Raw genomic sequence first — 21,930 nt, 5'->3', positions numbered from 1 at the left:
CGCGGGGCAAGCCCGCTCCCACAAGGTTTCAGAACTGCACGTCGAGGATCACGCTGTCCAGGTAGGTACCGGCCGGCGGCGTGGCCTGGTCGGTGTAGACCCGGGCGTTGTAATTGAACACCTGACTGCCGCTGCCGGTCCCCGCACCCGGGTTGATGTCGGCATCGCTGCTGGCCCGGCGCTCGCTGTTCAGTTTGCCCCAGCGCAGGTTGCCGGCACTTTTGAAGATGTCGTAGGCCAGATAATTGTTGGCCGCCGACTTCATCCGCCGGCGCCCACCCGCGCCATTCTGCCCGTCGTCCAGGCCGACGGTGTAGTTGCTGCCTTTGGTACAGGCGATGTTGACGTTGCTGTTGACCGTGCTGAAGCCAGCCACCACCGGCGCGCTGCCGAAACTGATATTGGGGCTGGTGATCTGGCAGTCGTTGCTGACGGTCAGGCTGACGGTCAGGCTGGTGCTCTGCTTCAGCACCTGGCGGCCCAGGCAGATGTTGCCCACACCAATGCCGTAGCAGTAGTTGATGTCCCATTCCACGGCGAAGGTTTCCTGGTACAGACCGGCCGCGACCGTGCTGCCGATCTGGGTCTTCAGGTAGATCGGCACGGTCTTGGGCGTGGTGCCGTTGAGCAGCCCGAGGGCGTCGATGATGCCGTTGCGGGCAAAGTCGTAGCGGGTGTTGCGGGCGATGGCAAAGTTGCTGGTGTTGTTGGCATACAGGGTGTAGTTGATGACATCGCCGGTGGGCCCGACCAGCCCGGTGGTGCCACCGGTGGGCGTGAAGGTCGCATAGAAGTGGTCGTCGGCGGCCAGCAGGCTCACCAGCGACCCGGTGCAGCGCAGCCCGGCATTGCCGGTGGAGGCCGATTGCACCACGGTATTGACCAGGGTCGAAGTCACCGTACCGAAGCTGGCCGGCGTGGTGCTCACCACGTCGCACAGTGCCTGCGCCCGGGTACAGGCTAGCAGCATAAGGCTTGCCCAGCCGCGCTTCATTGGCACACCAGCGGCCCGATCAGCGGCACCTGGGCCTGATCGCCGGAGGCACTGAAACTCACCCGGCAACCACCACCGCCAACCGGCTCCACCACCAGGCTGTTGTGCGCGGCCAGGCCCTCCAGGTACACCAGCCCGTCCCAGCCCACCACCGTGCGCTGGCCGCTTTGTTCGTGCAGCACCTGGCTACCCACGGCCAGGTCCTGCCCGGCAGCATCGACCAGGCGCAGGCTGGCCGCCACCACTGTGCGTAGTGGAAACTCCAGCAAATACCCGGTGCCACGCCGCACCGCCACCCGCAGCTCCACCTCGGGCACCTGCACGGTGCTGGGCAGTTCCATCGGGTCGATCTCGTATTTGCCCCGGTAGTAGCCACTGCTCCAGGGCACCAGCAGGTGACCGTTGCGGTCGGTGCGGCCGACCAGCTGGTTTTCGTAACGCACCGGCACGTCGGCGAAACCGTCGGTGCTGACCACCACGAAAGCGTCATCGATACGGTTGGCGGCGAACACCCCGGCGTCCATCCACACCAGCGAGCCGCTGGCATCGGCCCAGCGCGTGGTGTCGTCGCGGCTGCCGTAGGCACCGACCTGCAGCTGCACGGCCTGCAGGCGCCAGGTCAGGTCGGCCTGGCGATAGGCCTCGCGGTCACCATCGGCATAGCCAAGATTGAAACCTGCGCCCCCTTCCACCGGCACGGCGCGGCTGTAGTTGACCCTCTGCAGGTGCTCGCCCTGCTGATTGCGTTCCAGGCCCAGGCTCAAGGTGCCGTGCAGGTCGAACGGGATCACCAGTTGCGCCTGCAGTGCCCACTGGCTGTCGCCGATCTCGCGGTTGGCCGACAGGTACAGGCTGCTGTTGCCCCACAGCGGCTTGCTCCAGCTCAGGTTGAGCAGGCGGGTACGGCTGCCGTCGCCGGCGCGGACGTCGAAGTAACCGGCGCCCAGGCTGCCGTAGCGGTCCAGGTTCAGGCTCAGGGTGAGCTGCTCGCTGCGCTGGCTCAGGCGCGTGTAGGGGCTGTCGACCAGCGACAGGTCGGCGTAGTCGCCATGCCGTTGCAGGCGCTGGTAATTGAAACCCAGGCGCGGGCTGTTGTACTGGTAGCCCAGGCTCAGTTGCTGGCCGCTGCGGCTGTCGAAGCGGCTCTGGCTGACGGCGGCATTGACCACCCCCCAGTTGCCCACCTGCAGGTTGCCGCCGACACCGCCCAGGGTCAGCGATTCGGCGGCTTCAGCGTGGCTTTCCAGAGTGAAGCTGTCACTCAGGCCATGACGCAGGCTGGCACTGGCCACCCCCGGCCCGTAGGCGAAGTCGCGCAAGGCATAGTCGCGGCGCAGGCTGCCGGCGGCCAGGGAGAAGTCGCTCAGGCCCTGTTGCAGCAGGCTGCTGGTCACATAGAACGGCAAGGTGGTGGACACCTGCCGGCCCAGGGCATCGGTGGTCACCACCACCGCTTCACCGGCACCGTTGATGAACGGGATGTTGGTCAGGGTGTAGGGCCCCGGCTGCAGTTCGGCGCTGGAACTCTTGTAGCCGTTGATGAACAGGTCCAGCGACGACGGCACCGCCGCTTCGCCGGCAAAGGCCGGCAAGGGATAGGTGACCAGGTCCGGACGCACGGCAAAGTCCCGCGACAGCTGCACGCCGCCCAGGCGCACCGAGCCGGTCCAGGGCAAGGCGCCGCTGAGTACATCACCGACTTCCAGGGTCAGCAGCCGCACCTCGTCGGTGTAGCGCCAGGTGGTGTCGTAGCGACGAAAGCCCTCCTGGCTGTCGTCGAACCGATTGCCGCCCAGGGCCTGGCGCCATTGTCCGGTGGTCGACAGCGTGCCCCAGCTGTCGAACAGGCGCAGCTCGTTCCAGGCGGCGAGGTAGGTGCCGCCATCGTCGGTGTCGTTCAGGTACAGGTCGTAGTTGAGCAACGCGCCAAAGCTGCTGCGCGCGTCGCTGGCCGGGTACAGCCGGGCGTCACCGAGGCGCTGGGTCGGCAGCCAGGCGGCGGGCACCTGCAGCAGCAGGCGCTGGCCCTGGCTGTCATAGTCGCTGTGCAACCCGGGGACAGAATCCAGCGCCACCTCGCCGGCCGTCAGCCCCGGCACCTGGACGCCCGCCGCCAGCAGGTCCGCCGTGGCCAGGAACAGGCGTCCGCCCCGCTGCTGCACCGGCACCGGCTCAGGGCTGCTCATCTGATTGACCACCAGCTCCAGGTACAACTGGGCATCGCCCAGCGCCTCCAGGCGGGTGGGCGCAGGCGGCAGTTGCCCGGCCAGCAGCGGGCCACCGTCCAGCACCTGCAGCGCACAGGCCGTCAGCGCCAGCGCGCAGCGATAGGCCCGAGCCTTGTTCACTCACCGTATCCCACCATCACCGGGTCCTCCCTGGCCCCTGTTGTTGCGTCCTTAGCCTCGCATCACTGCCCCTGGCTCAGGGTCTGTGCCGCCTCCTGGCCGTTGACCCGGCCCTTGAGCACCGTCGCTGCCGTCAGTGCCTGCGGCGCCGGCCAGCGCATGCTGGCGCCCGGCAGTACGTAGCCGAGCAGGCCTTCGACCAGCGGCTTTTGCTGCCCGCCCTGGTGCAGCACCACATCGGTCAGGCGCGCATGCACCGGCCCGGTGTTGCGGATCTCGACGTAGGGGCGGCCCTGTACCGACACCTGGCGCCAACTCAGCGCCGGCTTGCCGACCCCGCCCGGATCGCGCTGGCCACTGGCATCCGGCTTGCCCCACAGGCCCTGGCCGTAGACGAACAGGGGCACCGAGTAGCGCATCTGGAAGCGGATCGCCGCCTGCGCCGTGTCAGCACTGGCCGTGGCGGGCAAGGCCTGGGGAATCTCGTCGATGATGATCCGGTAGGCCTGCTCCTGGCCTACAGGCGAGGCGCCGGTGCGGGTCAGGCGGATCAGTTGTTTCTGCCCCGGGGCGATGTTGGCCACCGGCGGGCTGCCGATGATCTCGCGCTGGGCCTGGTACTGGTCGTCGAAGTCGCCCTGGCGCCAGGCGAACACCCGCACCTGCAGGTTGGCCGGGGTCGTGCCGCGGTTTTCCAGCCACAGGGCGCCGGCCTTCTGGTCGGCCTCTAATACCGGGTCGATCGGCCAGATCAGCACCGAGGTGGCGGCCTGCACGCCTGCACTGCCGAACAGGGCAAGCAGGCAGGCCAGGAGGTTGAAGCGTGCGCCCTTGGTGCCAGCGCTTGAGCCCATGGGTGATGTCCTTATGGTCGAATATTGCATTGATTGCCCTTCAGAAACTCACTACTACCTGCACCACATCGGTGTAGCTGCCGGCGGGCAGGTTGCCGGTCAATTGTGCGCGGGCGTAGACCGGCAGCTTGATAGCCGTGGCATCGCCGTAGGCCACCGCCACGTTCTGGTCGATACCCAGCACCTGGCTCAGGCCGGCATCGGCGAACAGTTGATAGGCCACCAGCGCCGTACCGCTGCCGCGCTTGAGGTTGCGCAGGCCGGCAGCACTGTTCTGGCCGCCGTTCAGACGCATGCTCAGGCTCACCCCCGGGGTGCACTGCAGGGTCACCGTGGTGCCGCCCAGCGCCGTGCTGACGTTGCCGGTCGACAACGCCGAATGGCTGCCGAAATCCAGGGTGCCCCAGGTGCTCACCCCACCCACCACCAGGCAGCCCGCCGTCACGGTGGCGCTGACCTGGAAGGTGCTGGTGGTGGCCGCATCCAGTGGCAGCGCGACACTGCCGCCGATCACAGCCAGCAGCAGCGACAGCCCGGGGCGCACGGCTCAGAAGCTCAGCTCGACCGCCACCGTGTCGCTGTACGTCCCGGCCGGCAGGCCCGCCTTGCCCTTGGCCAGGCCGTAGAGGTTGACGGTCTGGGCCACGCCACTGCTGGTCGGCAGGGTGATCACGCCGTTGATGGCCAGCACCTGGGTGTGCCCGGCGTCGGTGTAGAAGTCGTAGGGCACGAAGTTGCCGGCGCCGTCGGCCAGCGCCCGGGTGCCGCCGGCGGACTGGTTGTCATGGCTGCCGGCGCCGATCTTCACCGCCGGCACCGTGCCGCTGGAACAGAGGATGCTCAGGGCCCCGCCGCCACCACCGAGCACTTGCCCCGGGGCCTGGGTGAACAGCGCGTCGAGGGTGCCGAAGTTCAGCGCACCGAAGTCCACCCCGGTGCTGCCGGTGGCGCCGTTGACCTGGCAGCTGGCGATCAGCGTCAGGCTGGCATTGATCTGCCCGGTGACGGTGCCGGCCTGGGCCTGGCCACAAAGCGCCAGGCCGATGCCGGCGAAGAGGATGGGGAAAATGTTCGGCTGCATGAGTCACTCCTTGTGTTACCAGTCCAGGGTCACCATCAGGGTGTCGCGGTAGATACCGGCCGGCAGCGCCCTGGGGTGGGCCACCACCGCGCCGTAGATGGGTATGGGGATCTGCGCCGCGCTGCTGACCGAGAAGGTGCGCTGCTGGCCGATGCCATAGCGGGCGCTGCCGCCAGGATCGGCGGACAGTTGATAGGGAATCAGCTCGCGGCCGTTGCTCAGCCGGCGCGTGGCACCGTCGCCGTTGGCGCCGCCATTGATGCTCACGGTGAAGGCGCGGACCGAAGGGTTGCAGCGCACCTGTAGCGTGCCGTCGCCGGTGCTTTCATCCAGGCGCGCGTGCAGCGCATCGGTCCAGCTCGGGCCGCGGCTGCCGAAGTCCAGCACCCCTGCCCCCGGGTCGTCGATGGCCGAGCCCGGATCACCACTGATCTGGCAGGCCGCACTGATCACCAGGCGCGCCTGGATATGCCCGCTCATGGCCGCGAAGGCATCGGGGTTGACCAGCAACAGCGGGCCGATGCCCAACAGCAGGACATTTTTCATGCTGCCAGTTCCTTTAGCAGGCTCAAGGCGAGGCCATCACCAGATGACGGTCACCTTGAGCAGGTCCGAATAACGACCGACCGCCGGCACTTGGGCCAGGCGGTCGATGCGGGCGTACAGGGGAAGTTCCACCGAGCCGGTGGAAGGCACCCGGGCCGCGTGCGCGACATTGACCGGCAGCGGCGTGCGCCAGGCCGGGTCCTGAAACAGGCGATAGGGAATCGGTCGCGTCGCAGGCTGGTTGCTGGCCAGATAGCGCACTTCACCCACTCCGCCGTGCTGGCCGCCATCGACCTGCACCTGGTAGCTGGTGTCGGGGTTGCATTCAAGGCGTGGCGGTCGCTGGCTGAGCAGCGCGCTGCTGCGCGGCCCGGCGGGGTCGTCCAGGCGCGCGGTCACGCCGAAGTCCAGCACGCCCAGCGCCTGGGCACCGGCGTCGCGGGGCGAGTGGATCAACACACAGCCACGCTGGACTTCCATTTTGACTTCAACCATGAAGTCGGTGGCCGCTGCCGGGGTCATCATGACCGCAGCCAGCAATACGACCAGAGCGCATCCTTTCACCTTCGCTTCCTTACGATGGGGGATTGGTCTGCGCTTGAGGGTAGCAGTGCCGATAAAACCTGCCAGCTCGTGGGGGAATGTACAGCCCGGGTACAGCGTGCCGTCGCTGGCGGCGCGGGATCAATTTGGTTAAATTAGCCGCGCTCGCTCAAGCTGGCCCTTGAGTCCCGTTGCCCTTGAGGAGCCCGGTTTGCCTGCCCTGCCCGCCTGGATACACGCCCCCCTGAATGCCTTGCGTCAGCGCCTGAACGGCGCCCGCCCTGCCCCCGATGGTTTGGCCGTTACCGTTCGTCAGCATTTTCGCCACAAGGCTGCCGCCCAAGGCTACACCCTGAGCCAGGGCCAGGCGCGGGTGATCGAGCAGCTGGCCACCCAGGCCGGCCAGCTCGACAGCGGCAAGGCCCGCAGCCTGTACCTGCATGGCGCGGTCGGGCGCGGCAAGAGCTGGTTGCTCGACGGCTTTTTCCAGGCCCTGCCCCATCCCCACAAGCGCCGCGTGCACTTTCACGACTTCTTCGCCCGCCTGCACCGGGGCATGCACGAGCATCGCCACCAGGACGACGCCCTGGCCCACAGCCTCGATGAACTGCTCGAAGGCTGCCAGGTGCTGTGTTTCGATGAGTTCCATGTGCATGACATCGGCGATGCGATGCTGATCACCCGCCTGTTCCAGGCCCTGTTCGCCCGGCGCATCTTCCTGCTGGTGACGTCCAACTACGCCCCCGAGGGGCTGTTGCCCAATCCGCTCTACCACCAGCGTTTCAAGCCGGTGATCGAGTTGATCAAGCGGCAGATGCAGGTGCTGGAAGTCGGCGGCGAGCAGGACTACCGCAGCCTGTCCACGGCCAGCAGCCAGCAGCGCTTCACCCGCGGCCACTACCTCTGGCCGGGCAGTGCCGAGCAGCGCCAGGCGCTTGAGCTGCCGGCATTGAGCGACGGGACGTTCGACCTGCCGGTGGGCAAGCACCCGCTACGGGCCCGCTTCAGCGAGCAGCGCACGGTCGGCTTCGACTTCGCCGATATCTGCGAGCAGCCCACGGCGGTGATGGATTACCTGGAACTGGCCGGGCGTTACGATCACTGGATCATCGAGCGCCTGCCCCGGCTGGAGGATTGCTCGATCGCCGCGCAACAGCGCTTTATCAACCTGATCGACGTGCTCTACGACCAGGACAAGCACCTGGTGCTGATCGGCAGCGCCTCGCTCGATGCCAGCCTGGGCGGTAGCGCCACCGACCTGTCGCGCACCCGCAGCCGCCTGGGTCAGTTGCGCCAATCGCACGCGGCGGCCTGCCCGGCCTGAGTGCCGGGCAGGCCGCGCGTCTCAACCGGCGCGGGCGAAGCTGGCCAGCACCGCCTCAATTTCGCCCAGCACCGCTGGATCGTCCAGGGTCGAAGGCGGCGTGTAGGCCTGCTGGTCGGCGATCTTGCGCAGCACCGCACGCAGGATCTTGCCCGAACGGGTCTTGGGCAGGCGCTTGACCAGGCGTACCTGGTTGAAGCACGCCAGGGCGCCGATCTGCTCGCGCACACTGGCCATCAGCTCGCGCTGCAACACCGCCTCGCTGATGCCCTCGCCATCCTTGAGCACCACCAGCGCCAGCGGTACCTGGCCCTTGATATCGTCATGCACGCCGATCACCGCACACTCGGCCACGGCCGGGTGGCGGGCGACCAGGTCTTCCATCTCGCCGGTGGACAGGCGATGGCCCGAGACGTTGATGACGTCATCGGTGCGCCCCATGATGTAGACGAAACCGTCGTCGTCCAGGTAGCCGCCGTCACCGGTGTGGTAGTAGCCCGGGTAGGTTTTCAGGTAGGCATCCAGGTAGCGCTGGTGATCGCCCCAGAGGGTCTGGCTGCAGCCGGGCGGCAATGGCAGGGCAATGACGATGGAGCCTTGCTGGTTGGCGCCGAGCAAATGGCCGTCATCGTCCAGCACCTGCACGTTGTAGCCCGGCACTGCCCGGTTGCTCGAACCCGGCCGCGCCGCGCTGCCGTCCAGGCCGACGCAGGGTGCGGTCACAGGCCAACCGGTTTCGGTCTGCCACCAGTGGTCGTGGACCGGCTTGCCGCTGGTCGCTTCCAGCCACTGGTGGGTGCTGGAGTCGAGCTTTTCGCCGGCCAGGAACAACTGGCGCAGGGAGCTCAGGTCATAGCGGCGCAGCAAGGCGCCCTCGGGGTCTTCCTTGCGGATCGCGCGCATGGCGGTGGGGGCGCAGAACAGGCCGTTGACCCGGTACTGCTCGACCACCCGCCAGTAGGCGCCGGCATCCGGGGTGCGGATCGGCTTGCCTTCGTAGAACACCGTGGTGCAACCGTTCATCAACGGCCCGTAGACGATCAGGGAATGGCCGACCACCCAGCCGACATCGGAAATGCCCCACCAGATGTCGCCGGCCTGCATGCCATAGATATGGCGCATGGCAAAGCGCAGGGCCACGGCGTTGCCGCCGTTTTCGCGGACGATCCCCTTGGGTTTGCCGGTGGTGCCGGAGGTGTACATGATGTACATCGGGTCGGCGGCGTCCAGTTCCACCGGTGCCACCGGCGCGGCTCCGGCCACGGCGGCCTGCCAGTCCAGGTCGCGGCCTTCGACCATGCTCGCCCGCGCTTGCGGACGTTGCAGCACCAGGACATTGCGCGGTTGATGGCGGGCCAGCTCCAGGGCGCGATCGACCAGCGGCTTGTACTCGATGACCCGGTCGAACTCCAGGCCGCAGGACGCGGTCAGCAGCACCGACGGCCGGGCATCGTCGATACGCAGGGCCAGTTCGTTGGCGGCAAAGCCACCGAACACCACCGAATGCACCGCGCCGATACGCGCACAGGCCAGCATGGCCATGGCCGCCTGCGGCACCATGGGCATGTAGATGATCACCCCGTCGCCCTTGCCGACGCCCATCGAACGCAACAGCCCGGCCAGGCGCGCCACTTCATCGCGCAATTGCACATAGGTGAACTGCTGCTGGCTGCCGGTCACCGGGGAGTCGTAGATCAGCGCCGTCTGCTCGCCACGGCCCTGCTCGATCTGGTGATCCAGGGCCAGGTAGCAACTGTTCAGGCGGCCGTCGGCAAACCACTGGTGGGTGCCGTCAGGGTTCTCGGTGAGGGTCTGCAGGGGTTTTCGATACCAGGCGAGATCATTGGCCTGTTCGGCCCAGAAAGCAGCGGGATCGGCAATGGAGCGGGCGTAGCTGTGCTGGTAAGTCATCGATACTGAACCCTGGGTTTGTTGTTATTGAAAAGGGCGAATATCGAGTATGGACCCCTGTGGCCGGGCCGCCATTTGACTTAAGTCTTATCGGATGTGCAGAAATGCAGGGCCAAACGCATCGCGGGGCAAGCCCGCTCCTACAGGGATCATCAAAACCCTGTGGGAGCGGGCTTGCCCCGCGATGTGGACGTCGGGGTGAAATCAGGCAGTCAGGCCAACATAGACGTTCTGTACGTCATCGTTTTCATCGATCGCCTCGAGGAAAGCCTCGACTTCAGCCAGGGCCTCGGCGCTCAGGCTCGCCGCGCTCACCGGGTTTTTCGGGGTGTAGCCGATCTTCGCCGAAATGACCGTGAAACCCTGGCCCGGCAGGGCTTTCTGCACGGCGTCCAGGTCGGTGGTGTCGGTGATGAACAGGGTCGAGCCCTCTTCTTCGCCTTCTTCGAAATCCTGGGCACCGGCTTCGATCGCGGCCATTTCCGGATCGGCATCGGCGCTGGCCGGGCTGGCTTCGATCAGGCCGACATGGTTGAAGTCCCAGGCCACCGAGCCCGAAGCACCCAGCTGGCCCTTGCGGAACAGCACGCGAACGGCCGCCACGGTGCGGTTGACGTTGTCGGTCAGGCACTCGACGATCAGCGGCACCTGGTGTGGGGCGAAGCCTTCATAAGTCACCGCGTGGTACTGCACGGCGTCGCCATCCAGGCCTGCGCCCTTGCGGATCGCGCGTTCCAGGGTCTCGCGGGTCATCGAGGCCTTCTTGGCCTGCTCGACCGCCAGGCGCAGGCGCGGGTTCATGTCCGGATCGGCGCCGGATTTCGCCGCGATCTGGATCTCCTTGGCCAACTTGCCCATGATCTTGCCCTTGGCGTTGGCTGCTGCTTCTCTATGCTTGGCTTTCCACTGTGCGCCCATCTCGACTCTCTTGTTTCAAGCGCCGGTTCAGGTAGCGACCGGCAAAGTGGGAGCAGTTTATACATCCTCGTGGCAATCGACAAAAAAACTGCTCAGGCCTTGTCGGCCTTGCCTGCCGCCGCCGCGAAGCGGGCCAGTCGCACATCCAGGCGGCGCGGCCGATGGCCGTGGTCTTCGGCCTGTTCCTTGCGACGAATGGCGTTGCGCACCATCAATGAGCCCAGGTAGCGGATCGGTTCGGGCGGGAAGTAACCCAGCGGGCCGTTGACCAGTGGCGAGCGGGTCCATTCGTTATCCAGCCCCAGGGCCAGCGACGACAGGATCTGCCCACCCATGTGGCAAGGCCCGACGCCGCTGCCCGAGTAGCCGAAGCCATAGAACACATTGCCCTGCTCGCCCAACCGACCGAAGAACGGCAAGCCGGTCACCGAGCGGTCCGACGGGCCGTTCCAGGTGGCCGCCACCGGCACCTGGGCAAGGGCCGGAAAGAATTCGCCCAGGCTGCGCCGCAGCAGCGTCGCATAGGGCGACGGCTGGTCGAATACCGGCAGCATGCGACCGCCATAGGCAAAGGTGTTGCCACCCTTGCCGAGCATCAGCCGGCCGTCGCTGGTGTTGTGGTAGTAGTGCACGAAAATTCGCGAATCGAGCACGCTGACGCCGCTGGTCAAGCCGATCTGGCGCATCAGCTCGGGCCGCGGTTCGGTGATGATCATGTCGCTGGAGACGATTGCCACGCTGCGCTCGAACTGCGGGAAGGCCCGCGCCATCCAGGCATTGAGGCCGAGCACCACGCGATCGGCGCGAATGGTGCCGCCTGGGGTCTGCACCAGCGCTTGCGGCCCGTGCTGAAGGCCGGTCATGGCCGTGCCTTCATGAATCCTTACGCCGTGTTCCAGGGCGACCCGCCGCAGGCCACGGACCAGCTTGCCAGGCTGCACCGTAGCCGCCGCCGGCGAGAACCAGCCTTCCAGGTGCTTGCTCGAACCCGCCAGGCGCTGTACCTGCTCCACCGGCAAGCGCCGGAAGGAGTTGATACCCTGGCGTTCCAGGGCGGCGATCACGCCGTCGGTGGCGCCCATCTGGGCACGGTTGGTGGCCGTGTAGAGGGTGCCATCCAGGCGGTAATCGGCGTCGATGCCATGCGCGCGGCAGAAGTCACCGATGGCATGGATGCTCTGCTCCGACGCCTTGACCAGGCGCACCGCCTCCTGCAGCCCGAACAGGCGTTCGAGGGTGAAGTACTTGGCCGACCATGACAACGCACACCCGCCGTTGCGGCCGCTGGCGCCGGCGCCGCAGATGTCGGCCTCGATCAGCAGCACATCCAGCTCGGGCTGCTGCGCCTTGAGCATCAGCGCGGTCCACAGGCCCGTGTAGCCACCGCCGACGATGCACACATCGCAACGGCTGTCAGCGGCCAGCGGTGGGCATGGGCGTGCGACGTCCTGGTCCAGCGCCTGTTGCAGCCAGAAGGGTCTCATGGTCGGTTTCCTTGGTTTGGGTTCAAGTACGCAGCGGTTTGATCGCCATGGCGGTATTCGGCGCAACGGCCGGGGTATGCTCGGCCGTCGCCGGCCGGCTGTTCCAGTGCGGCACCAGCACCAGCGCCGAAAACAGCGCGCAGCCGGCAAAGACGATGAACACGGTGACACCGTCGAAATACCCCGGCAGCAGCCCGCCCAGGATCGCGCCCACCGAGCCGCAGCCGTTGACGAAGCCGGCCGCCGTGGCACCGGCCTTGGCGGTGCCGAAATCGATAGCGGCGGCGCCGCTGATCATCGAGTCCGGCCCGTACAGGGTCAGGCCCATGACGAACAACAACGCCACCACCAGCGCCACGCTACCGCTTTGCATCGCCCCCATGAACAAGGCCAGCACCACGGTCAGCACCACCAGGCTGATCACGCAGGCCGGCATGCGCCGGGCTCCGAAGAGTTTGTCCGAGGCAAGGCCGATCATGATCGGGCCGAGCAATCCGGCCAGTTCGAAGGCGGTGGGGATGATTGCCGCACCGACCTTGCCGACCGACGGCATCTGTTCGAAGACGATCACCGGCCCCCACAGCAGGATGGCGTAGCGCGCAGGTTTCAACAGGAAGTAGGCCAGGCCCAGGGTCAGCACCGTGCGGTTGCGCAGGATCTCGCGCAGCGGCGCCCAGATGCTGCACAGGTTGGAGCCCGGCACCATGCTTTCCGGCTCCGGCTCCACTGCGGGCAGGCCGACGTCTTCGGGCTTGTTGCGCTGGAAGATGAAGAACAGCACCGCCACGATCGCCACCACCGCGGCGCTGGAGAAGAACGCAGCATGCCAGGTGCCGATCAGGGTGTAGGCCCACCAGCCGGCGAACGGCGAAGCCACCAGGCCGCCGAAGGCATAGCAGGAACTCCACAGCCCCAGCACCCGCCCACGCTGGGAGCTGGGAAAGAAGCTGCCGATGTTCTTGCACAGCCCCGCCCAGCCGGTTGACTGGGCCAGGCCCTGGACCAGCATGCAGGTGGCGAAGATCGGGAAGGTTGCGTAGCTACCCATCACCAGGGCGGCGGCGGCGGAAATCACCAGGCCGCCCAGTACCACCACCCGCGGGCCGAAGCGGTCGGCCAGCATGCCCCAGGTGAACTGCCCCACGGCATAGGCCGCCAGGTAGATGGCGTCGAGGTTGGCCATGGCCATTTTATCGAGGGTGAAGCTTGGGTCTTCGCCGATGCCCAGCTTGGCCACGGAAAAGGCTTTGCGGGTGAAGTAGAACGCGGCGTAGGCGATCCAGGTGACAGCAAAGATCTGCACGCGCCAACGCTTTATATCTGCAATGTGTTTATTCATGGTGAATCTGACCTCGGGGCTTGAGTGTGCCGGCAGAATTTTCAAAAAACGCCTGTTTTGTTCTTGTGTTGCGCACTGCGTGACGGCCGGTCAAAGCCGTCACCTGGTCAGATGGAACCGGGAGCATGGGATCTTGTTATGCCGTGTCAGCCAGGTCCATGACCCGTCGGTCACTGCAGGTGACGTGACGGGCTGAAAGAGATAGAAACAATTACTGACTGATAAATAAAATCGATTTATCGTATTTCACAAATAAGCCCAGCTTGTAGCAGGTACTGCGATGTCGGTTTCCCATGCCCAGTTGAAAGCTTTTCATGCCGTTGCCCTGCACGGCAGCTTCACCCGCGCCGCCGAACGGCTGTTCCTGACCCAGCCAGCGATTTCCGACCAGGTGCGCAAGCTCGAGGAGCGTTTTGGTGTCTTGCTGTTCCATCGCAACAAGCGTTCGGTGCAACTGACCGATGTGGGCGAGCGCCTGCTGGGCATCACCCAGCGCCTGTTCGCCTGCGAGGCCGAGGCCCATGAGCTGCTGCAGGACTCGCGCGCCCTGCAGACCGGCACCCTGGTGCTGGCGGTGGATGCGCCGGTGCACGTGTTGCCGCAGATCGCCAGGTTCTGCGAGCAATACCCGGGCATCAGCGTCAAGATCGAGACCGGCAACACCGACGAATCGCTGCTGCGCCTGTACAACTACCAGGCCGACCTGGCCCTGCTCGGCCGCGACGTCGATGACGAGCGCCTGCTCTGCGTGCCGATACGCAGCGACCCGATGGTGGCCTTCGTTTCCCACCAGCACCCCTGGGCCAGCCGTGGCTCGATCAGCCTGGCCGACCTCGATGACACCCCGATCGTCTTGCGCGAACCGGGCTCGGTGACCCGCCAGACCCTGGAAGAGGAAATGCAGCGCGCGGGCCTGCGCATTCGCCCGGCGATCCAGGTCGAAGGCCGGGAAGCGGCGCGCGAAGCGGTGGTGGTGGGGATTGGCGTGGGGGTGGTGTCGGCCGCCGAGTTCGGCGCCGATGCGCGGGTGTGTGCGCTGCCGATCGTCGACTGCCAGCGGCGCTTGACCGAGACCCTGGTGTGTTTGCGCGAGCAGAGTTCACGACGTCTGGTGGCGACCTTTTTGCAGATGGTGCAGGACAGTCTTTGACACCATCGCGGGGCAAGCCCGCTCCCACAGGGATAACAACAAAACCTGTAGGAGCGGGCTTGCCCCGCGATGAGGCCCTCAAATCCTACGCCGCCTCCCTGCCCCGCGCCACCGCCTGCGCCGCCGCCAGCATGGCGCGCAACAGCACCGCGCAGCCATCGGCCAGATCCTCGGGCGCGGCGTTCTCGATTTCGTTGTGGCTGATCCCGCCTTCGCACGGCACAAAGATCATTCCCGCCGGCCCCAGTTCGGCAAGGAAGATCGCGTCATGCCCGGCACCACTGACAATGTCCATGTGCGACAGCCCCAACCCCTGGGCCGCCCCCCGCACCGCCTCGACACAGCCCTGGTCGAAATACAGCGGCGGGAAATCCGCCGTCGGCGTCAGGGTATGGCTCAAGCCGTGCTGCTGGCAGGTGCTGCTGATCACATCGCGCACCTGGGCGATCATCGAGTCCAGCCGCGCCGGTTCCAGGTGACGGAAGTCCAGGGTCATGCGCACTTCGCCGGGGATCACGTTGCGCGAGCCCGGGTAGGCCTGCAGGCAGCCTACGGTGCCACAGGCATGGGGCTGGTGCTCCAGGGCCACGCGGTTGACCGCCGCCACCACCACGCTGGCACCGACCAGGGCGTCCTTGCGCAGGTGCATCGGCGTCGGCCCGGCATGGGCCTCGACGCCGCGCAGGGTCAGGTCGAACCACTTCTGCCCCAGGGCGCCGAGCACCACGCCGATGGTTTTTTTCTGGTCTTCAAGGATCGGCCCCTGCTCGATATGGGCCTCGAAATAGGCGCCCACCGGGTGTCCGCTGACCGCGCGCGGCCCGGCGTAGCCAATGGCATTGAGCGCCTCGCCGACGCTGATGCCTTCGGCATCGGTCTTGGCCAGGGTTTCCTGCAAGGTGAATTTCTCGGCGAACACCCCCGAGCCCATCATGCACGGGGCAAAGCGCGAACCTTCTTCGTTGGTCCAGACCACCACCTCCAGCGGCGCCTCGGTTTCGATCTTCAGGTCATTGAGGGTGCGCATGACTTCCAGCCCGGCCAGCACCCCGTAGCAGCCGTCGAACTTGCCCCCGGTCGGCTGGGTGTCGATATGGCTGCCGGTCATCACCGGTGGCAGCTGCGGGTTGCGCCCGGGGCGCCGGGCGAAGATGTTGCCCACGCCATCGATGCTCACGCTGCAGCCCGCATCCTTGCTCCATTTGACGAACAGGTCGCGGGCCTGGCGATCGAGGTCGGTCAACGCCAGGCGGCACACCCCGCCCTTGGCCGTGGCGCCGAGCCGGGCCAGGTCCATCAGCGATTGCCAGAGCCGTTCGCCATTGATATGGCGCAAGCTCGATTGCAGAACGTCCTGTGTACTTTGCATGCGCATCTCCTCATCAGGTGCCGGGCCTCTGGGGGCCCTGGCGTTACACGGTAGGTTTGAGGCTTGCCGTGCGGGCGGCCTTGAGGCTGCCCAGGGCGTAGTAGATCAGGCCGCCCAGGGCGGAGCCGGTGAACCAGCCAAAGTCGTAGAACCAGCTGAAGGCCTGGCTTTGCAGCGACAGCAGGGTCAGCACCACCGGTACGCCGAAGGCGATGAAGCCGGCAGCGTTCCAGGCCGGGTACACGTCGTCTCGGTACAGGCCGGCCAGGTCCAGGGTCTGTTTGCGGATCAGGAAGTAGTCCACCACCATGATCCCGGCGATCGGCCCCAGCAGGCTCGAATAGCCCAGCAGCCAGTTGGAGTAGACGCTTTCCAGGCTGACGTCGCTGACGATCAGGCCGAGCTTTTTCAACAGCTCATGGCCCATCAGCAGCAGGCCGACCACGCCGGTGAGCAGCACCGCGGTGGTGCGTCCGATCCACTTGGGCGCCAGGTTCTGGAAGTCGTTGGTGGGCGAGACGATGTTCGCCGCGGTGTTGGTCGACAGCGTGGCGATGATGATCAGGGCCATGGCCAGGGCCACCCACACCGGGCTCTGGATATGCCCGATCAGGCTCACCGGGTCGGACACGGTTTCGCCCACCAGCGACGCCGAGGCGGCGGTGAGCACCACGCCCAGGGCGGCGAACAGGAACATGGTCAGCGGCAGGCCGAGGATCTGCCCGAGGATCTGGTCCTTCTGGCTCCTGGCGTAGCGGCTGAAGTCGGGAATGTTCAGCGACAGGGTGGCCCAGAAGCCGACCATGGCCGTCAGCCCGGCAAAGAAGTAGCCATAGACGCTCGCCCCTTCGGGGCGTTTCGGTGGCTGGGCCATCAGCTCGCTGATCGACACGTTGGGCAAGGCCCACACCAGCAGCCCGGCGCCAACCAGCACCAGCAAGGGCGCCGACAGGGTTTCCAGCCACTTGATCGACTCGGCGCCGCGCAGCACCACCCACAGGTTCAGGCACCAGAACAGCATGAAGCCGATCACCTCGCCCGTACCGCCCAGGGCCTTCCAATCCGCCGACAGGGAGCCCAGGAACAGGTGGATGGCCAGGCCGCCGAACATGGTCTGGATGCCGAACCAGCCGCACGCCACCAGGGCGCGGATCAGGCACGGCACGTTGGAGCCGATGATGCCGAACGACGAGCGCAGCAACACCGGAAACGGGATGCCGTACTTGGTGCCGGGAAAGGCGTTGAGGGTCAGGGGAATCAGCACCACGGTGTTGGCCAGCAGGATCGCCAGCAGCGCCTCGCCCACCGTCAGGCCGAAATAAGCGGTCAGCACCCCGCCCAGGGTGTAGGTCGGCACGCAGATCGACATGCCGACCCAAAGCGCGGTGATGTGCCATTTGTTCCAGGTTCGCTCCTGCACCTTGGTCGGGGCGATGTCGTGGTTGTACCGGGGGCTGTCGAGGACGTCGTTGCCGGCGTCGAGCTCAAACAAGCCGTCGCGTTCGCTCACCTGCGATCTGGTCTGCTGCATGGCCGCTCCGCTGTTGTTGTGTTTTTGGCTCATCGTGCCAATGGCTGGAGTACGTGCACGGGCATTTCGGGCAATCACGGGTGCCCATGTGAAATCTTGACCATTTCCACAACCTGTCAAGAACGACAGGACCGCCGGTCGTTTTCCTCAAACGCCGGACAAATCATTTATCCCTTATATTTCAATTATTTATATTGAATATAAGCTTATAAACAATTTATTTGCCCTCTCCCGGATCCCCTACTAGATTCAAATCCTGTCAGCGCTGACAGGTTTCTGATCTACGCTGCAGCTTAAGTACAAAACCTAGAACCGGCAGCAGTCGGTCAAGCCTGCGAGGAGCATCTGATGACGCTTTTGATTCGTGGCGCCACCCTGATTACCCATGAGGAAAGTTATCGTGCCGACGTGCTCTGCGCCGACGGTGTGATCAAGGCCATCGGCACCGACCTCGACGTTCCCACAGGCTGCGAAGTGCTCGACGGCAGCGGCCAGTACCTGATGCCCGGCGGCATCGACCCGCACACCCATATGCAGCTGCCCTTCATGGGCACCGTGGCCAGCGAGGATTTCTACAGCGGCACCGCTGCGGGCCTGGCCGGTGGCACCACCTCGATCATCGACTTCGTCATTCCCAACCCGCAGCAATCCTTGCTCGAAGCCTTTCACCAGTGGCGTGGCTGGGCCGAGAAGTCCGCCGCCGACTATGGCTTCCACGTGGCCATCACCTGGTGGAGCGAGCAGGTGAGCGCCGAGATGGGCGAGCTGGTCAGCCAGCACGGGGTCAACAGCTTCAAGCATTTCATGGCCTACAAGAACGCGATCATGGCCGCCGACGACACCCTGGTCGCCAGTTTCGAGCGCTGCCTGGAACTGGGCGCGGTGCCCACCGTGCATGCCGAGAACGGCGAGCTGGTCTATCACCTGCAACGCAAGCTGCTGGCCCAGGGCATCACCGGCCCCGAGGCGCATCCGCTGTCGCGTCCGTCCCAGGTCGAAGGTGAGGCGGCCAGCCGCGCCATCCGCATCGCCGAAACCCTGGGCACGCCGGTGTACCTGGTACATGTCTCCACCCGCCAGGCCCTGGACGAGATCACCTACGCCCGCCAGCACGGGCAGAAGGTCTACGGCGAGGTGCTGGCCGGGCACCTGCTGCTGGACGAGGACGTCTACCGTCATCCCGACTGGCAGACCGCTGCCGGCTACGTGATGAGCCCGCCCTTCCGGCCACGCCACGAAGGGCACCAGGAAGCGCTGTGGGGTGGCCTGCAATCGGGCAACCTGCACACCACCGCCACCGACCACTGCTGCTTCTGCGCCGAGCAGAAGGCTGCCGGCCGCGATGATTTCAGCCGCATCCCCAACGGCACGGCGGGTATCGAGGACCGCATGGCGGTGCTCTGGGACGAAGGGGTCAACACCGGCAGGCTGTCGATGCAGGAGTTCGTCGCCCTGACCTCCACCAACACCGCCAAGATCTTCAACCTGTTCCCGCGCAAGGGCGCCCTGCGCGTGGGCGCCGATGCCGACCTGGTGCTCTGGGACCCACACGGCACCCGCACCATCTCCGCCGCCACCCACCACCAGCAGGTGGACTTCAACATCTTCGAAGGCAAGACCGTGCGCGGCATTCCCAGCCATACCATCAGCCAGGGCAAGCTGGTCTGGGCCAATGGCGACCTGCGCGCCGAACGTGGAGCCGGGCGCTACATCGAGCGGCCGGCGTACCCGGCGGTGTTCGACCTGCTGAGCAAGCGCGCCGAGCATTCGCAGCCGACTGCGGTCAAGCGCTGAATCACATCGCGGGGCAAGCCCGCTCCCACAGACCGTAGGAGCGGGCTTGCCCCGCGATGAACGCTAATAAAAAAGAAAAAAGAGGACACCACCGTGATCGAGTCCCTCAACCACCTCCCCCGACCGAGCGCCGACAACCCGACCCTGGCCGAGCACTTCAGCGACCTGGCGCCACCGCTCAACGCCCGCCAGGCCGCCCAGGAAGCCTCGCGCTGCCTGTACTGCTACGACGCCCCATGCGTCAATGCCTGCCCCAGCGACATCGACATCCCCTCGTTCATCCGCAATATCCACCAGGAGAACGTCCAGGGCGCAGCGGAGAAAATCCTCTCGGCGAACATCCTCGGCGGCAGTTGCGCGCGGGTCTGCCCGACCGAGATCCTCTGCCAGCAGGCCTGCGTGCGCAACCACCACCAGGAATGCGCACCGGTGCTGATCGGCCTGCTGCAACGCTATGCCCTGGACAACGCCGGCTTCAGCGAGCATCCGTTCCAGCGCGCGGCCAGCACCGGCAAGCGCATTGCCGTGGTCGGCGCCGGACCTGCCGGCTTGTCCTGCGCCCACCGCCTGGCCTGGCACGGCCATGACGTGGTGATCTTCGAAGCCCGGCCCAAGGCCGGCGGCCTCAACGAATACGGCATCGCCAAGTACAAGGTGGTCGACGACTTCGCCCAGCGCGAGGTGGACTTCGTCCTGCAGATCGGTGGCATCGAAATCCGCCATGGTCAGGTGCTGGGCCAGAACCTGACCCTGGGCGAGCTGCAACAGCAGTTCGATGCGGTGTTCCTCGGCCTTGGCCTGAACGCCAGCCGCCAGCTGGGCCTGGCCGACGAAAGTGCCCCGGGCCTCTTGGCCGCCACCGACTACATCCGCGAACTGCGCCAGGCCGACGACCTCACCGCCCTGCCCCTGGCCGATCGCTGCATCGTCCTGGGCGCCGGCAACACCGCCATCGACATGGCCGTGCAGATGGCCCGCCTTGGTGCCCGCGACGTCAACCTGGTGTACCGCCGCGGCGTGGAGGACATGGGCGCCACCGAGCATGAACAGCACATCGCCAAGGAGAACCAGGTACGCCTGCTGACCTGGGCCCAGCCCGAGCAGGTACTGCTCGACGACCAGGGCCGGGTCCGGGGCATGCGCTTTGCCCGCACGGCGATGGTCGACGACCGCCTGCAGAGCACCGGCGAGCAGTTAGAACTGGCCGCCGATGCGATCTTCAAGGCCATCGGCCAGGCCTTCGACGACCAGGCCCTGAGCGACAGCAGCGCCCAGGCCCTGGCCCGCGACGGCGAGCGCATTCGCGTCGACGAGCAGATGCGCACCAGCCTGCCCGGGGTGTACGCCGGGGGCGACTGTACCCACCTGGGCCAGGACCTCACCGTCCAGGCCGTGCAGCACGGCAAGCTGGCCGCCGAGGCCATCCATGCCCAACTCACCCTCAATGTGGAGGCTGCATAAATGGCTGACCTGTCGATCGAATTTGCCGGCATCAAGGCGCCCAACCCGTTCTGGCTGGCCTCCGCGCCGCCCACCGACAAGGCCTACAACGTGGTCCGCGCCTTCCAGGCCGGCTGGGGCGGCGTGGTCTGGAAAACCCTGGGTGAAGACCCTGCCGCGGTCAACGTGTCGTCGCGCTACTCGGCCCACTACGGGGTCAACCGCGAGGTCATGGGCATCAACAACATCGAGCTGATCACCGACCGCTCGCTGGAGATCAACCTGCGGGAAATCACCCAGGTGAAGAAGGACTGGCCGGACCGGGCGCTGATCGTGTCGTTGATGGTGCCCTGCGTCGAGGAATCCTGGAAAGCCATCCTGCCGCTGGTGGAAGCCACCGGGGCCGACGGCATCGAACTGAACTTCGGCTGCCCCCACGGCATGCCCGAGCGCGGCATGGGCGCAGCGGTCGGCCAGGTGCCGGAGTATGTCGAGCAGGTCACCCGCTGGTGCAAGACCCACTGCTCGCTGCCGGTGATCGTCAAGCTGACCCCCAACATCACCGATATCCGCCAGTCCGCCCGCGCCGCCCACCGCGGTGGCGCCGATGCGGTGTCGCTGATCAACACCATCAACTCGATCACCAGCGTCGACCTCGAACGCATGGTCGCCCTGCCCATCGTCGGCGACATGAGCACCCATGGCGGCTACTGCGGCTCGGCGGTCAAGCCGATCGCCCTGAACATGGTCGCCGAAATCGCCCGCGACCCGGCCACCCGTGGCCTGCCCATCAGCGGCATCGGCGGCATCGGCAGCTGGCGCGATGCCGCCGAGTTCATCGCCCTGGGCTGCGGCGCCGTGCAGGTGTGCACCGCCGCCATGCTGCATGGCTTTCGCATCGTCGAGGACATGAAGGACGGCCTCTCGCGCTGGATGGACAGCCAGGGCTACCGCAGCATTGCCGACTTCAGCGGTCGCGCGGTGGGCCACACCACCGACTGGAAGTATCTGGACATCAACTACCAGGTCATCGCCAAAATCGACCAGGACGCCTGCATCGGCTGCGGTCGCTGCCATATCGCCTGCGAAGACACCTCGCACCAGGCCATCGCCAGCCTCAAGCAGGCCGACGGCAGCCACCGCTACGAGGTGATCGATGCCGAGTGCGTGGGCTGCAACCTGTGCCAGATCACCTGCCCGGTCCAGGACTGCATCGAGATGGTGCCCCAGGACACCGGCAAGCCGTTCCTCGACTGGCAGCACGATCCGCGCAACCCCTACCGCGAAGCGTCCTGAGCCAAGCC

The 21,930-nt window shown here is 66.1% G+C and carries 18 protein-coding genes; 5 read left to right on the top strand and 13 right to left on the bottom strand.

Annotation, left to right across the window (positions count from 1 at the left end; genetic code table 11):
* Window positions 1-28: 28 nt before the first annotated feature.
* From M2D63_RS02210 to M2D63_RS02180, 7 genes are all read right to left on the bottom strand, one after another.
* On the bottom strand, window positions 29-994 hold the full coding sequence (locus M2D63_RS02210; protein WP_285861123.1) for a spore coat U domain-containing protein: 966 nt from the start codon (window positions 992-994) through the stop codon (window positions 29-31).
* A complete protein-coding gene (locus tag M2D63_RS02205) occupies window positions 991-3,285 on the bottom strand; it encodes a fimbria/pilus outer membrane usher protein (protein ID WP_285861139.1) in 2,295 nt (764 codons plus the stop codon). Before M2D63_RS02205 ends, M2D63_RS02210 begins: the two co-directional genes overlap by 4 nt.
* Before the next feature lie 119 nt (window positions 3,286-3,404).
* Window positions 3,405-4,196, bottom strand: a complete 792-nt coding sequence (locus M2D63_RS02200; protein WP_285861122.1) for a molecular chaperone — start codon at window positions 4,194-4,196, stop codon at window positions 3,405-3,407.
* 40 nt (window positions 4,197-4,236) lie between these two features.
* Window positions 4,237-4,740 (bottom strand): spore coat U domain-containing protein, encoded by a 504-nt coding sequence (locus M2D63_RS02195; RefSeq protein WP_285861121.1) that lies wholly within the window; start codon window positions 4,738-4,740, stop codon window positions 4,237-4,239.
* Between the two features lie 3 nt (window positions 4,741-4,743).
* On the bottom strand, window positions 4,744-5,277 hold the full coding sequence (locus M2D63_RS02190) for a spore coat U domain-containing protein (protein ID WP_285861120.1): 534 nt from the start codon (window positions 5,275-5,277) through the stop codon (window positions 4,744-4,746).
* 15 nt (window positions 5,278-5,292) lie between these two features.
* A complete protein-coding gene (locus M2D63_RS02185) occupies window positions 5,293-5,823 on the bottom strand; it encodes a spore coat U domain-containing protein (RefSeq protein WP_285861119.1) in 531 nt (176 codons plus the stop codon).
* Between the two features lie 36 nt (window positions 5,824-5,859).
* Window positions 5,860-6,348 (bottom strand): spore coat U domain-containing protein, encoded by a 489-nt coding sequence (locus M2D63_RS02180; protein WP_285861138.1) that lies wholly within the window; start codon window positions 6,346-6,348, stop codon window positions 5,860-5,862.
* A gap of 238 nt (window positions 6,349-6,586) precedes the next feature.
* Here M2D63_RS02180 and zapE point away from each other — a divergent pair, with 238 nt between their 5' ends.
* Complete coding sequence (gene zapE / locus M2D63_RS02175) at window positions 6,587-7,690, top strand: cell division protein ZapE (RefSeq protein ID WP_405308927.1); 1,104 nt, start codon at window positions 6,587-6,589, stop codon at window positions 7,688-7,690.
* A 21-nt stretch (window positions 7,691-7,711) separates the two neighbouring features.
* Here zapE and M2D63_RS02170 read toward each other — a convergent pair whose 3' ends face one another.
* The 4 genes from M2D63_RS02170 to M2D63_RS02155 form a co-directional block, all read right to left on the bottom strand.
* Window positions 7,712-9,601 carry a propionyl-CoA synthetase gene (locus M2D63_RS02170; RefSeq protein ID WP_285861118.1) on the bottom strand — a complete coding sequence of 630 codons (1,890 nt, stop codon included), beginning with the start codon at window positions 9,599-9,601 and terminating at the stop codon, window positions 7,712-7,714.
* A 204-nt stretch (window positions 9,602-9,805) separates the two neighbouring features.
* Entirely contained in the window at window positions 9,806-10,519 is a 714-nt protein-coding gene (locus M2D63_RS02165) for a YebC/PmpR family DNA-binding transcriptional regulator (RefSeq protein ID WP_285861117.1), read from the bottom strand.
* A 92-nt stretch (window positions 10,520-10,611) separates the two neighbouring features.
* Entirely contained in the window at window positions 10,612-12,003 is a 1,392-nt protein-coding gene (locus tag M2D63_RS02160; RefSeq protein WP_285861116.1) for an FAD-dependent oxidoreductase, read from the bottom strand.
* Between the two features lie 22 nt (window positions 12,004-12,025).
* A complete protein-coding gene (locus tag M2D63_RS02155) occupies window positions 12,026-13,342 on the bottom strand; it encodes an MFS transporter (RefSeq protein ID WP_285861115.1) in 1,317 nt (438 codons plus the stop codon).
* Window positions 13,343-13,622: 280 nt separating this feature from the next.
* Between M2D63_RS02155 and M2D63_RS02150 the strand changes: the two genes are divergently transcribed.
* Complete coding sequence (locus M2D63_RS02150) at window positions 13,623-14,492, top strand: LysR family transcriptional regulator (RefSeq protein ID WP_285861114.1); 870 nt, start codon at window positions 13,623-13,625, stop codon at window positions 14,490-14,492.
* Between the two features lie 85 nt (window positions 14,493-14,577).
* On the opposite strand, the gene M2D63_RS02145 is transcribed toward M2D63_RS02150, so the two are convergent.
* Both M2D63_RS02145 and M2D63_RS02140 read right to left on the bottom strand, forming a co-directional pair.
* On the bottom strand, window positions 14,578-15,861 hold the full coding sequence (locus M2D63_RS02145; protein ID WP_285861113.1) for a Zn-dependent hydrolase: 1,284 nt from the start codon (window positions 15,859-15,861) through the stop codon (window positions 14,578-14,580).
* Between the two features lie 43 nt (window positions 15,862-15,904).
* Window positions 15,905-17,392, bottom strand: coding sequence for an NCS1 family nucleobase:cation symporter-1 (locus M2D63_RS02140; protein WP_285861112.1), 1,488 nt, complete (start codon window positions 17,390-17,392; stop codon window positions 15,905-15,907).
* Between the two features lie 348 nt (window positions 17,393-17,740).
* On the opposite strand from M2D63_RS02140, the gene hydA reads away from it, so the two are divergent.
* The 3 genes from hydA (at window position 17,741) to preA (ending at window position 21,922) form a co-directional block, all read left to right on the top strand.
* Window positions 17,741-19,186 (top strand): dihydropyrimidinase, encoded by a 1,446-nt coding sequence (gene hydA / locus M2D63_RS02135; protein WP_285861111.1) that lies wholly within the window; start codon window positions 17,741-17,743, stop codon window positions 19,184-19,186.
* Window positions 19,187-19,279: 93 nt separating this feature from the next.
* Window positions 19,280-20,647, top strand: a complete 1,368-nt coding sequence (locus tag M2D63_RS02130) for an NAD(P)-dependent oxidoreductase (RefSeq protein WP_285861110.1) — start codon at window positions 19,280-19,282, stop codon at window positions 20,645-20,647.
* Window positions 20,648-21,922: an NAD-dependent dihydropyrimidine dehydrogenase subunit PreA gene (gene preA, locus M2D63_RS02125; RefSeq protein WP_285861109.1), complete on the top strand. Its 1,275-nt coding sequence runs from the start codon at window positions 20,648-20,650 to the stop codon at window positions 21,920-21,922.
* The last annotated feature ends 8 nt before the right edge of the window (window positions 21,923-21,930 follow it).

The organism is Pseudomonas sp. BJa5, assembly GCF_030272875.2.
Classification (GTDB): Bacteria; Pseudomonadota; Gammaproteobacteria; order Pseudomonadales; family Pseudomonadaceae; genus Aquipseudomonas.
The sequence above is the reverse complement of the archived record's forward strand: the minus strand, read 5'-3'. Positions and strand labels throughout refer to the sequence as shown.

Bases quoted from the DNA above. Each gene is read 5' to 3' on its own strand.
- M2D63_RS02210 (WP_285861123.1), bottom strand. From the start codon at position 994: ATGAAGCGCGGCTGGGCAAGCCTTATGCTGCTAGCCTGTACCCGGGCG.
- M2D63_RS02200 (WP_285861122.1), bottom strand. From the start codon at position 4,196: ATGGGCTCAAGCGCTGGCACCAAGGGCGCACGCTTCAACCTCCTGGCC.
- M2D63_RS02190 (WP_285861120.1), bottom strand. From the start codon at position 5,277: ATGCAGCCGAACATTTTCCCCATCCTCTTCGCCGGCATCGGCCTGGCG.
- M2D63_RS02185 (WP_285861119.1), bottom strand. From the start codon at position 5,823: ATGAAAAATGTCCTGCTGTTGGGCATCGGCCCGCTGTTGCTGGTCAAC.
- M2D63_RS02180 (WP_285861138.1), bottom strand. From the start codon at position 6,348: ATGATGACCCCGGCAGCGGCCACCGACTTCATGGTTGAAGTCAAAATG.
- M2D63_RS02170 (WP_285861118.1), bottom strand. From the start codon at position 9,601: ATGACTTACCAGCACAGCTACGCCCGCTCCATTGCCGATCCCGCTGCT.
- M2D63_RS02165 (WP_285861117.1), bottom strand. From the start codon at position 10,519: ATGGGCGCACAGTGGAAAGCCAAGCATAGAGAAGCAGCAGCCAACGCC.
- M2D63_RS02160 (WP_285861116.1), bottom strand. From the start codon at position 12,003: ATGAGACCCTTCTGGCTGCAACAGGCGCTGGACCAGGACGTCGCACGC.
- M2D63_RS02155 (WP_285861115.1), bottom strand. From the start codon at position 13,342: ATGAATAAACACATTGCAGATATAAAGCGTTGGCGCGTGCAGATCTTT.
- M2D63_RS02150 (WP_285861114.1), top strand. From the start codon at position 13,623: ATGTCGGTTTCCCATGCCCAGTTGAAAGCTTTTCATGCCGTTGCCCTG.
- M2D63_RS02145 (WP_285861113.1), bottom strand. From the start codon at position 15,861: ATGCAAAGTACACAGGACGTTCTGCAATCGAGCTTGCGCCATATCAAT.
- M2D63_RS02140 (WP_285861112.1), bottom strand. From the start codon at position 17,392: ATGCAGCAGACCAGATCGCAGGTGAGCGAACGCGACGGCTTGTTTGAG.
- hydA (WP_285861111.1), top strand. From the start codon at position 17,741: ATGACGCTTTTGATTCGTGGCGCCACCCTGATTACCCATGAGGAAAGT.
- preA (WP_285861109.1), top strand. From the start codon at position 20,648: ATGGCTGACCTGTCGATCGAATTTGCCGGCATCAAGGCGCCCAACCCG.